Annotated in this window: 10 protein-coding genes; 6 read left to right on the top strand and 4 right to left on the bottom strand. The window is 69.7% G+C overall.

Annotation, left to right across the window (positions count from 1 at the left end):
- Window positions 1–29: 29 nt before the first annotated feature.
- Entirely contained in the window at window positions 30–1,067 is a 1,038-nt protein-coding gene (locus Ato02nite_RS01865; protein ID WP_213004560.1) for a DUF4192 domain-containing protein, read from the bottom strand.
- A gap of 100 nt (window positions 1,068–1,167) precedes the next feature.
- Window positions 1,168–1,671 (bottom strand): GNAT family N-acetyltransferase, encoded by a 504-nt coding sequence (locus Ato02nite_RS01860; RefSeq protein ID WP_213004559.1) that lies wholly within the window; start codon window positions 1,669–1,671, stop codon window positions 1,168–1,170.
- A gap of 56 nt (window positions 1,672–1,727) precedes the next feature.
- Here Ato02nite_RS01860 and Ato02nite_RS01855 point away from each other — a divergent pair, with 56 nt between their 5' ends.
- Complete coding sequence (locus Ato02nite_RS01855; protein ID WP_213004558.1) at window positions 1,728–2,609, top strand: fructosamine kinase family protein; 882 nt, start codon at window positions 1,728–1,730, stop codon at window positions 2,607–2,609.
- A gap of 55 nt (window positions 2,610–2,664) precedes the next feature.
- On the opposite strand, the gene Ato02nite_RS01850 is transcribed toward Ato02nite_RS01855, so the two are convergent.
- Window positions 2,665–3,417 carry a class I SAM-dependent methyltransferase gene (locus Ato02nite_RS01850; protein ID WP_213004557.1) on the bottom strand — a complete coding sequence of 251 codons (753 nt, stop codon included), beginning with the start codon at window positions 3,415–3,417 and terminating at the stop codon, window positions 2,665–2,667.
- 197 nt (window positions 3,418–3,614) lie between these two features.
- On the opposite strand from Ato02nite_RS01850, the gene moaA reads away from it, so the two are divergent.
- The 4 genes from moaA (at window position 3,615) to Ato02nite_RS01830 (ending at window position 10,211) form a co-directional block, all read left to right on the top strand.
- On the top strand, window positions 3,615–4,622 hold the full coding sequence (gene moaA / locus Ato02nite_RS01845; protein WP_213004556.1) for a GTP 3',8-cyclase MoaA: 1,008 nt from the start codon (window positions 3,615–3,617) through the stop codon (window positions 4,620–4,622).
- Window positions 4,623–4,624: 2 nt separating this feature from the next.
- Window positions 4,625–4,876: a MoaD/ThiS family protein gene (locus Ato02nite_RS01840; protein WP_213004555.1), complete on the top strand. Its 252-nt coding sequence runs from the start codon at window positions 4,625–4,627 to the stop codon at window positions 4,874–4,876.
- A gap of 771 nt (window positions 4,877–5,647) precedes the next feature.
- Complete coding sequence (locus tag Ato02nite_RS01835) at window positions 5,648–6,931, top strand: metallophosphoesterase (RefSeq protein ID WP_213004583.1); 1,284 nt, start codon at window positions 5,648–5,650, stop codon at window positions 6,929–6,931.
- A gap of 118 nt (window positions 6,932–7,049) precedes the next feature.
- Complete coding sequence (locus Ato02nite_RS01830) at window positions 7,050–10,211, top strand: UvrD-helicase domain-containing protein (RefSeq protein ID WP_213004554.1); 3,162 nt, start codon at window positions 7,050–7,052, stop codon at window positions 10,209–10,211.
- On the opposite strand, the gene Ato02nite_RS01825 is transcribed toward Ato02nite_RS01830, so the two are convergent.
- On the bottom strand, window positions 10,197–10,886 hold the full coding sequence (locus Ato02nite_RS01825) for a prepilin peptidase (protein WP_246605975.1): 690 nt from the start codon (window positions 10,884–10,886) through the stop codon (window positions 10,197–10,199). The genes Ato02nite_RS01830 and Ato02nite_RS01825 overlap by 15 nt on opposite strands.
- Before the next feature lie 137 nt (window positions 10,887–11,023).
- On the opposite strand from Ato02nite_RS01825, the gene Ato02nite_RS01820 reads away from it, so the two are divergent.
- The gene (locus Ato02nite_RS01820; RefSeq protein WP_213004553.1) at window positions 11,024–11,677 is read left to right on the top strand and encodes an LppU/SCO3897 family protein; all 654 of its coding nucleotides are present in this window, start codon (window positions 11,024–11,026) and stop codon (window positions 11,675–11,677) included.
- The last annotated feature ends 59 nt before the right edge of the window (window positions 11,678–11,736 follow it).

Here is an 11,736-nt window from a genome sequence, read left to right as displayed (position 1 = left end):
AAACGCCTCCGACCGGCGCCCGGCTGCGGTCACAGCGATCGCCGGCGGGCGCCGCGACGTGCCCGCCGCCCGTCGGTCCCGCGCCGCCCCTGGCCCGACCGCACCGGTGCCCGCAGGTCCACCAGAGCCTGCGGGCCGATGCCCAGACCGAGCAGCCGGTCGAGCACGGCGGCCATGCGATGCGTCGGCTCCTGTTTGAGCGCTCGGTCGACGGCCACCCGAGCCAGCGCTCCGTCGCCGGAACGCCACGCCGCGAACGCGAGCAGACAGGCCGGCCCCGGTGCATACTCCGGCTCGACCAGGCGCACCACCTCGCCCCACAGCCGCAGCCGCCAGTCATCCGGGCCGGATCGGGCCAGCGCGTAGTCGAGCACCACCGGCCGCACCAGCAGAACCCCGAGCCAGGCGATGCCATCGTGCGACGGCATGCCGCCGCCGCGCGCCACCCGCTCCGCCTCCCGGATCGCCTGCCGGCCGGCCTTACGGATCAGTTGACCGCCCCGGCCCGCCTCGACGTCCGCACCGGTCAGGTCGGTGAACCGGGACCGCGCCCGCTCGGTTGCCGCCGCCATGTCCCGCCGGATCGCGCCCGTGGCCGAAGCCACCCTCGCCACCAGCGCCTTGCGGTCGGGCAGCGCCACCATCCCGCGATAGACCGCCTCCGCGGCGAGGTCGGACCGGCACGGCGTGCCCTCGGCCGGGCAGCAGGTCTCGTCGGAACATGAGTAGGACCACCAGCGACCGTCGGTGACCCGCAGCGCCTCCCGCACCCGCACGCCCACCGGCGCGAGCGCGCCCACCAGGCCCAACACCGCCGGTGTCACCAGACGTGGTTTGCCGTAGCCGAGGACCATTACCTCGGGCGCCCCCTGATGGGCGATCACCTGGGCGACCTCGTCGAAGGCCGCGGCCGGCGGCGGCAGGTCGTAGCGCACGCCCACGACGACGACCTTTCCGGAAAGGCCTAGTACAACGAGGCTGTCGCTCGGATGGAAGCCGAGGACATAGGGGGTGAAGGCGACGGCTTCGGCGGGAGTACGAACGATGATCGAGCAGTCCGGGGTCATGCCCGAGACTTTGGCGCGCCGGACCACTCAGGGAAGTGCCAAAACGTGAGCCTGTGGACAACGCTCCGTTATCCACAGGCTCGGAAAAATCTTGCGCGTCCTACGAGCGGAACTGCATATCGTGCAACTCCAGCCCCTCCTGGTGCCGCGCGTTCGGGTGCCGGCCCAGGTCGAGCGTCAACTCAATAGAGGAAAGAACGTCGTAACCAGCGGCATGCAGACTCCGGATGGCGTCCACGTTCCGCGAGTCCGGCGAGATCGTCAGGGCGGTCATGTTCCGCTTCCGGGCCTCGTTGGCGACGTGCCGCAGCAGCTTGCGCCCCACGCCCTTGTGCCGGTGAGAGATCGTGACGACGATCGGCTCCACCACACCGGCTCGGCCCCTCATGATCAGCCCGACCAGCCCGATCACCCCGTCGTCCGCGTGATCGGCCACCCAGAGCCCGCTCAGATCGAGACGGGTCAGATATTCCTCGAAGCCCACGCCCGCGTCGTCGGCCGGCTCGCCGTACATCTGGTTGTGCTGGTTGGTCAGCTCGGACCACAGTCGACGACCCGCGGAGTGGTCACCCGGACGGTACGAACGCACTGTGACAGGGCTCATGCCGACATTTTGACTCCGATTTCGGACGTCCGTAAGGCGAAGTGGAAGATAACCCCGTGGACCAGGCGTACTTACGCGCGCACCCCGAGCATCTCCCGACATTTCTCACCCACCAGCGCATCCGCGAGACGCCGGTGGGTGGCGGCAGCGTCTCCACCGCCAGCCGCCTGACCTTGGACGATGGCACGTCCCTGTTCGCCAAGACCTGGTCGGCCGGCAAGCCCCCGGAGGGGTTCTTCGAGGCCGAGGCGAACGGTCTGCGCTGGCTGGCCGAGGCGGGCGCCCCCACTCCCGAACTGCTCGTGGCGCTCCCCCAGATGATCGCCCTGGAGTGGATCGACTCGGCGCCCGCAACCGCCCGTGGCGCCGAGCGCCTGGGCCGCGCCCTGGCCGCCCTCCACGACACCCCCGCCGAGACGTTCGGCGCACCGTGGGACGGCTTCATCGGGCCCCTGCCCCTGGATAACACGCCCCACCCGGGTCCATGGCCGACATGGTTCGCCGAGCGCCGCCTGCTGCCCTATTTGAAGGCGTCGACCGAGAACGGGGCGCTGACGCCGCCGGACGCCGCCCTCGTGGACCGCATCCTCGACAAACTCGCCCACACGCCGGGCGGCGAACCGCCGAGCCGCACCCACGGTGACCTGTGGCCCGGCAACATCATGTGGGCCGCCGACGACCAGCCCTACCTGATCGACCCCGCAGCCCAGGGCGCGCACCGGGAAACCGATCTGGCCAACCTCCATCTGTTCGGTGGCGCTCCCCACCTCGATCGCATCCTCGCGGCCTATCAGGAGGCGCATCCGCTGACGGAGGGCTGGCGCGCCCGGATCCCGCTGCATCAGCTCCACCTGCTGCTGGTCCACACGGCGGCCTTCGGCGCCGGCTACCGAGACGCGGTGGTCACGGCCGCGTCCGGCGCCCTGCAGGCCTTCTGACCAAGCTGTATGCGGTGCACCTCCCCCCGCTGGCTAGCTGCCGGGCGTGCGCGAATCAGGCGGGCTTCTGGGCCTCGATCAAGAACCGCTGGGAGTGGGCCACGAACGGGCCGTGCTCCGCAATGTGGGCATGGATGGCCCTCAGCCGGTCGTAGTAGGCCGGGACGGTGAAGCTCGGAACGATCCAGATGACCTTCCGGAGGAAGACGATCACCGCGGCCACGTCGAAGAACTCCATGCGCAGCGCCTCGGAGCGCAGGTCGAGCACCGTGAGGCCGGCGTCGGTGGCCGCGGCGCGGGCACGCTCCGGATCACGAGCGGAACTGATCGGTTGCGGGCCCATCATGAAGTCGGTCAGCTCGTGCACCGAGCCGGCGCCGACCTGCTGCGAGAAATAGGTGCCGCCGGGCTCCAGCACGCGCGCCACCTCGCCCCACCGCACCGTGACCGGGTGACGGCTCACCACCAGGTCGAACGAGTCGTCCTCGAAGGGCAGGTCGTCGTTCTCACCGGCCGCGACCACCCGCCCGCCGAGCGGAGCGAGCCGCACCCGGGCCAGTTCCGCGTTGGGTGGCCATCCCTCGGTGGCCATCAGCACCTCCGGCGCCCGGGGGATGCCGGCCAGCACCTCGCCGCCGCCGGTCTGCAGATCGAGGGCGCGCTTCGCCCGTGCCATCCGCTCGCCCATCAAGCGCGCGTATCCCCAAGACGGCCGCTGCTCCGTGGCTCGTCCGTCGAACCATGAAAAGTCCCAGCCATCGACCGGGGCAGCAGCGCCCTCGGCCACGAGTTCCTCGAACGACGCCATCCGCCGACCCTCGCAATCGATTGCAGCCTCGATCAACCGGTTTACACGCTGCCGGGGGAGCGTTTCCGGCGCCTAGGCGGGCACCGCGTTCAGGGGCGTTGTCCACAGCACGAAATCCACAAGGGCGATGACCGGAAACAGCGACTAGATTCGAAGCATGGGAGACGCGAGAAGATCCGGAACGGTGGGGTCCGTCCGTGATTGAGCTCGCTGACCGGTTCGGGCGCGTGGCTACTGATCTTCGGGTGTCGCTGACGGATCGGTGCAACCTGCGCTGCACGTACTGCATGCCGGAGGAAGGCCTCGCCTGGCTTCCCCGGGAGGAGCAGCTCACCGACGACGAGTTGGGGCGGCTCATCCGCATCGGGGTCTCGATATTGGGGATCACCGAGGTGCGATTCACCGGCGGCGAGCCGCTGCTGCGGCGCGGGCTGATCGGGATCATTCAGGCGTCGGCGGCGCTTTCGCCGCGACCACGACTGATGCTGACCACCAACGGGATCGGGCTCGAGCGCATGGCCGCGCCGCTGCGGGAGGCCGGGCTCGATCGGATCAACGTCTCGCTGGACACGCTCGATCCCGAGCGGTTCCAGGCTCTGACCCGGCGTGACCGGCATGCCGACGTGTTGCGCGGGTTGGCCGCTGCCGCGGAGGCGGGGCTGACACCGGTGAAGATCAACACGGTGTTGATGCGGGGCATCAACGATGACGAGGCGCCTGAGTTGCTGCGGTTCGCGCTGGCGCACGGCTACCAGCTGCGGTTCATCGAGCAGATGCCGCTCGATGCTCAGCATCGGTGGGATCGACACACGATGGTGACCGGCGAGGAGATCCTGGCGGCGTTGGCACCGTTCGATCTCCAGCCGGATTCGGTTTCACGTGGAACAGCGCCGGCCGAGACCTGGCTGGTTCCGGGTCATGTGGATGCTGCTGGGGAGCCTGCCCGGGTCGGGGTGATTGCCAGCGTGACCAGGCCGTTCTGCGGAGACTGCGACCGCACTCGGCTGACCGCGGACGGCCAGATCCGGAACTGCCTGTTCGCCACCGAGGAGAGCGACCTGCGCAAGCTGCTCCGCACCGGCGCCACCGACGACGAGATCGCCGCGGGGTGGCAGATTGCGATGCGCGGCAAGCGGGCCGGCCACGGCATCGACGACCCAAGCTTCCTCCAGCCCGCCCGCCCGATGTCCGCGATCGGAGGGTGACCATGCCGACCAGCCTGACCGTCCGCTACTTCGCCGGCGCCCGCGCCGCCGTCCGCGGCGTCTCCAGCGAGCCGGCCGTGGCCACCTCGCTGGACGAACTGATCCAGCTGCTGACCGACCGCCACGGGGAGCGTCTGGGCTTGGTCCTGAAATCCGCAAGCTTCCTGGTCGACGGCCTGAGCTGTCACGACCGCCACGCCCCGCTCCCCACCGACGCAACCATCGACGTGCTCCCCCCGTTCGCCGGCGGCTGACCAGCCGTCCCACGCCACCAACGACGAGGCGCGGCGCGGCGACCGTCCCGCGCGGCCCCGAAGGGCGCCGGAGGCGTGAATCCGGGACCAGCAGCGCCGCTCGCGTTGCGGCAGCCCAGCGGCGCGGCAAAACGGCTCATCAGGGCGGCAGGCAGCGCGGCTCACAGGGCGGCAGCGCGGCCACGGAAGCCACTGCGGATACGTCATGGCAGCGCGCTCATGAGATTAGAAGCGCGGCCCTCGAGGTCGGCAGCGCCAATCACGCGGCAGCGCAGCTCTCAGGGCTCCAGCGGCTCGACCTGCCGCAGCCAATCCACGAGGTCAGCAACGCCAGCCACGGCCGCCGCGTCGGCCCCGGGTTCACCCACCGCAACGCGGCTCACAAGGCGGCAGCGCGGCCCACGAGGTCGGCACCGCCCACCAGCGGTCGGCAGCGACGCTCCCGGGCCGGCAGCTTGGCTCGCCGTCCCGGAGCCGACTCACGGGCCGACAGCACGGCTAGCCGTGCTGCAGCCGACTCACAGCCCAGCGACGCCAACCCAGCGCGGCCGCGTGGAATTCGGAGTCGGCGATGCCGGTCGCGGTGCGGCGGTACAGAACACGGAATCGGCAGGGCCGATCGTGACGCGGAGGCGCGGATCACGACGGGTCGGCGGAGGCCTCGGGTGAGGGCGGACTGGTCTATCGGCGCGGATTCGTGGGTTGGTGGTGGGGTGGGAGTTGGTGACAGGGAGACTTGGTGTCTGGGTCGTGGGCTGAGGAGCGGGTTTGCTGGCTTTTGTCGTATTGGTCTTTCTCGTCATTGGGCTGATTCATTTCTATCTCTACAAGCGGCTTCTTAGAGATCCACTACGGCCGGGCCGGACTCGACGGGTCGGGGCTGTCGTGGCTGCGGGGCTCGGGCTACTGCTGCCGGTGACGCTCGCCGGGACTCGTACCGGTCACTTAGCGTGGTTGGCCTGGCCGGGGTATCTGTGGCTGGCCCTGATGTTCTATCTACTGGTCGTGCTTATTCCGCTCGAGATTCCTCGGGCGGCGGTATTGCTCTTCTGGAAGCTGACGTCGCGTACCAAAGAAGTCGCTCGAAATCAGACGGATGGTAGCCATAGCGTTACGCAAAGCGATACGCGTGGCGAAGCCGCGATTGAAGCCGGCTCGGCGGAAAGCCACGGCGACGTTGCCACGGCTGAAGGCTCCGCCGGAATCGCTCCGGAAACGGCCAATGACGGTGACGGGGTTGGGCGGCGGCTGGTTCTGGCTCGGGGAATGGCGATCTTTGCTGGGCTTACCGCGGCGGGCATCACCGGATACGGGATGAAGACGGCGCTCGGCGGGCCTCAGCTCGATCGCGTTTCGATTCCGATCGCGAAGCTGCCGCGCTCGATGGACGGGACGCGGCTGGCCGTGGTGTCCGACATCCACCTCGGGCCGCTCACCGGCACCCGGCATGCGGGGCGCATCGTCGACCTGATCAATTCGGTGCAGGCGGACGTGGTGTGCGTCGTCGGTGATCTGGTTGACGGCAGCGTTGCGGAACTGGGGCGGTTCGCGGCGCCGCTTGCCGACATCGAGTCGCGGTACGGGGCGTTCTTCGTGACCGGGAACCACGAGTACTACTCGGGGTACGAGCCCTGGCTGGAGGAGGTGGCACGGCTGGGCGTGCGGCCGTTGCGGAACGAGCGGGCGGAGATCAATGGGCTTGATCTGGCCGGGGTCAACGACCTCGGTGGCGCGCAGCACGGCGATGCGCCCGACTTCGCCAAGGCGCTCGGTGACCGGGACACGTCGCGGCCGGTCGTGCTGATGGCACACCAGCCCGCGGCGGCGAGTCAGGCCGCCCCGTTCGGTGTTGATCTCCAGGTTTCCGGGCACACGCACGGCGGCCAGATGGCACCGTTCAATCTGCTGGTCAAGTTGGAACAGCCGGTGGTGTCCGGCTACGGCGAGGTCGATGGCGTGCCGGTCTACGTGACCAACGGCGCCGGTTTCTGGGGACCGCCGGTCCGGGTTGGCGCACCCCCGCAGGTCACGGTGGTCGAGCTGCGGACGGCGTAATGGCCGCGTGAAGAGGCCCGGCCAGGAATCGAGCGGAAACCGGGTCGATCTTCAAGTATCAAGATCCGTAAGTTTGTCGAGCGTGGCGATTGGTGAGGGAACCGGAGGGCGTGACAGGATGCAGCGCGTGCCCTCGGACAACGCAGGGTCCTCGGTCGCCGCGGACGCATACGTCGCGGACCTGCACATCCACTCCCGGTTTTCGCGCGCCTGCTCCCGTGATCTGACGCTGCCGAACCTCGCGTGGTGGGCGCGCCGCAAGGGCATCGCGTTGCTCGGCACCGGCGACTTCACGCACCCGGCCTGGTTCGACCATCTGCGGGAAAGCCTGATCGACGGCACCGACGGCCTCTACGCGCTGAAGGACGAAGCCGAGGTCACCAAGCGCCTGCCGGGCTCGTTGCAGGGGACGAGATCCGCGAGGTTCATGCTCAGCGTCGAGATCTCGACGATCTACAAGCGGGACGATCGCACCCGCAAGGTGCACCACCTGATCTACATGCCGGACTTCGCGGCCGCGGCGAAGTTCAACACGGCGCTCGGCCGGATCGGCAACCTCACCGCCGACGGCCGGCCGATCCTCGGCCTCGACTCCCGCAATCTGCTGGAGATCACCCTGGATGCGGGCGGCTATCTGATCCCGGCGCACATCTGGACGCCGTGGTTCTCGGCGCTCGGTTCCAAGTCCGGCTTCGACGCGATCGCCGACTGCTACGCCGATCTGGCCGAGCACGTCACCGCAGTGGAGACGGGCCTTTCGAGTGACCCCGAGATGAACTGGCGGGTGTCCAGCCTGGACCGTTATCGCCTGGTCTCGAACTCCGACGCGCACTCGCCGGCCGCCCTGGCCCGAGAGGCGACGCTGTTCACCGGCGAGCCCGATTACGAAGCGGTCAAAGCCGGACTAGGCCTGGCCGGCACCCTCGAGTTCTTCCCGGAAGAGGGCAAATACCACGCCGACGGGCACCGGGCGTGCGGCGTGAACTGGGAGCCGCAGCGCACCCGCGAGGCCGGCGGCCGCTGCCCGGAGTGCGGCAAGCCGTTGACCGTGGGCGTGCTGAGCCGGGTCGAGGACCTCGCCGACCGGCCGACCGGCTTCGAGAAGGACGGCCAGCACGTCGAGCACCTGATCCAGCTGCACGAGGTGCTCGGTGAGATCAACGGCGTGGGCCCGAAGTCGAAGACGGTCGAGGGCCAGCTCAACCACCTGGTCGCGATGCTCGGCGCGGAGCTGGACATTCTCCGCCGGGTGCCGCTCGACGAGATCGGCCAGGCGGGCGGCGACGAACTGCGCGAGGCGATCACCCGCCTGCGCCGGCAGCAGGTGCGCCGGGTCCCGGGCTACGACGGTGAGTACGGCGTGATCACCCTGTTCGAGCCGGGCGAATTGCGCCACAAGTCGGCCGCTCCGCAGGTCGAGACCCTGTTCGACATTCCGGCGTTTGACGTGCCCCAACAACGCAAGCCGGAAAAATCCGCTAAACCCAAGCCAGCGGCAAAAGCCGCCAAGGAGCCGAGAAATCCGGCGCCGCCACCCCTGACCACCCCGGTCAGCCCGCACGAGCCGTTCGAGCCGATGCTGGCCGGAATGGAAGAGGTGGGCACCGGCCTCCTCGACCGCCTCGACGCCATGCAGCGCGTGGCCGCGAGCGCCCCCGGCGGACCCTTGCTGATCGTCGCCGGTCCGGGCACGGGAAAGACCCGCACCCTGACCCACCGCATCGCCTACCTCTGCGCCGAGCTGGGCGTCTTCCCGCACCGCTGCCTGGCCATCACCTTCACCCGCCGGGCCGCCGCCGAGCTGAAGGAACGACTGGACGCCCTGCTGGGCGACGTGGCCGACGACATCACGGTCGGCACGTTCCACTCCATCGGCCTGACCATCCTGAAGGAGAACGCCAAGGCCGCCGGACTGGGCAACAACTGGCGGATCGCCGACGACCGCGAGGTGGCCGAGGCCCGTGACCAGGCCGGCGACGACGATCTGGCGTACAAGAAACTCCTCCGCCAGCAGGACCTGGTCGACCTCGACGACCTGATCGAGCTGCCGGTGAAGGCGCTGCGCGACGAGCCCGCCCTGGTCGAGAAGTACCGCCGGCACTGGCAGTGGATCTTCGTGGACGAGTACCAGGACGTCGACGACGTCCAGTACGAACTGTTGCGCCTGCTCAGCCCGGCCGACGGCAACCTGTGCGCGATCGGCGACCCGGACCAGGCGATCTACTCGTTCCGCGGCGCCGACGTGAAGTACTTCCTGCGCTTCAACGAGGACTTCGTCGACGCCCGCCTGGTGCGCCTGACCCGCAACTACCGGTCGAGCGCGCCGATCCTGGCCACCGCGGTCCAGGCCATCGCCCCGAGTTCGCTGGTCAGCGGTCGGCGGCTGGACCCGGCCCGGCTCGACCCGGAAGCCCCGCTGGTCGGCCGCTACCCGGCCGCGAGCGTCGCCGACGAGGCCGACTTCGTCGTCCGCACCATCGACGAGCTGGTCGGCGGCCTCTCGCACCGCTCGCTCGACTCGGGCCGCATCGACTCCCGCGCCGTGGTCACCGGCAACCTGTCCTTCTCGGACATCGCGGTCCTCTATCGCACCGACGCCCAGTCCGGCCCGGTCGTCGAGGCGCTGTCCCGGGCCGGCATCCCGGTGCAGAAGCGGTCGCACAACCGGCTGCGCGATCGGGCCGGCGTGCAGGTCATCGCCCGCGAGCTGCGGCATGCCCGGGGCCTCGAGGGATCGCTCGCGGCCCGGGTGAAGCTGACCGCCCAGGTGCTGGCCCAGCGCTACGCGGCGCCGACCCTGGACGCCGAGCAGTTGGCTCCCGAGGACATCTGGACGGCGGCCGACCTGCTCACGCCGCTGGCCCACCGGATCGGTGACGACCTGCCCCGCCTGCTGCAGGAGATCGAGACGGGCGCCGAGGTCGACGCGCTGGATCCGCGGGCCGAGGCGGTCAACCTGCTGACCCTGCACGCGGCCAAGGGCCTCGAGTTCCCGGTGGTCTTCCTGGTCGGCTGCGAGGACGGCCTGCTGCCGCTGCGCTGGCCGGGTTCCACGCCGAGCGACGACGAGGTCGCCGAGGAGCGCCGGCTGTTCTTCGTCGGTCTGACCCGCGCCCAGGACCGCCTCTACGTGAGCTACGCCGCGCGGCGATTCCGGCACGGCAGCGAACGCGAGCAGAACCCGACGCCGTTCCTCGACGCGATCGATTCCGGCCTGTTCGAGCGGCTGGGCGACACCGTGCCGTCGCGGCCGAAGGACCGCCAGCTACGGCTGCTGTAACGCCAGCCCGGCCAGCGCCCCGGCCAGCAGCGCCGGACCGAAGGCGATCGGTCGGCGACGGCCGCTGATCAGCAGGAACACCGCGATCGGCCCATTGATCAGGTGTGGCGCCAGCACGCCGACGACCACCGCCGGCCAACCGGCGAAACCCAGGATCAGGGCGAGCACCGCGGCCAGCTTCACGTCGCCGAGGCCGAGACCCCCGAGAAAGGCCAGGATTGTGTACGTCGTGAGCACCGCGACCGCCGCCACGACCGCAACCCCGATCCGTTCCGGCCGCAGGATCGCGAGCGGAACCGTGGCGAGCACCGCGAGCGCCCCGACCAGCGGATCGGGCAACCGCAGACAGCGCCGGTCGATCATCGCGAGCAGCAGACCCGGCACGGCGGCCAGCAGGTAACCCGGCAGTTCCGGGGACGCCCCGACGGTGGTCGTCAGGATCGTCGCCACGGCCGCGCCGCCGAGCACGGGCACTGCGTACCCGCCCGAGCAGGAACACGCCGCTCCCGCCCGTACCCAACCGGCGAAGCCCTCGGGAAACGGCCGTGCGCAGTCCGCGCAGCCGGGCCTGGCCGGCTCGGCGAAGCCGACGGCGAGCCGATGGGCGAGTCGCGGCAGAAAGGCCGCGGAGGCCGCCCCGAAGGCGGCCGCCATGATCACAAGGAGTGCTGACACGACCGTGGACCGTATCGGCATCGGGCACGTGGTGGCGGTCGTGTTACCGACAGCCGCGGCGATTCCGTGCGGGTTTGTGACACCCCCGCACGCTACGGTGGCATGCAGCGCAGAGCACGCATCCGGAGGAATCCCCCATGTCGCAGAACGGCCCGCATTCCGGCCCGCCGTGGTCGCACGGGAGCTCCGACGAGCCCTATGCGGAGCCCGCGGACCCATGGGGTGACCAGGGTGCACCCGAACCGTCGTGGGGCGCGCACCCGCCGTCGATCCCGCAGCAGCCGGTCTCGTCGTCCTATCAGCATTCGCCGCCGCCATTCGGGGACAGCGGTTCGATGTGGGGGCAGACGCCGCCGCCACCGTCCAAACGGAACACGCCGATCCTCGCCCTCGTGGTGACCCTGGGCGTGCTGATCTGCATCGGTCTCGGCACGACGGCCTGGATGCTCAAGCTGCGCAACGACAACAAGGCCGCACCCCAGGCCACCGCGTCGGACACCGCCGCCAACCCCGGCCCGGTGCCGCGGGGCAGCGAGGACGCCCGCTTCAACGTGAAGAAGGGCGACTGCGTCGTCAACGAGGGCACCGACGACGTGCCGGAGATGCGGGCGACGGCCTGCACGTCGGGCACCTACCAGGTGCTGGAGCGGGTGGACGGCAAGACCACGGGGGAGAAGGACGCCGAGCAGAAGTGCTCCAAGGTGACCGGCTACACGAAGTGGTATTTCTACGACAGCGCGCTGGACGATCTGGACTTCGTGCTCTGCCTCAAGGAACATAAGGCGCTCTAGCTCGGTCTAGCAATTTCGCTATAAAGGGCTAGAAGAGACACGACAGCAATCCATAGGCA

This window comes from Paractinoplanes toevensis (assembly GCF_018332695.1).
Classification (GTDB): Bacteria; Actinomycetota; Actinomycetes; order Mycobacteriales; family Micromonosporaceae; genus Actinoplanes; species Actinoplanes toevensis.
Note: the sequence above shows the minus strand (reverse complement) of the source record. Positions and strands in the feature narration are given on the sequence as shown.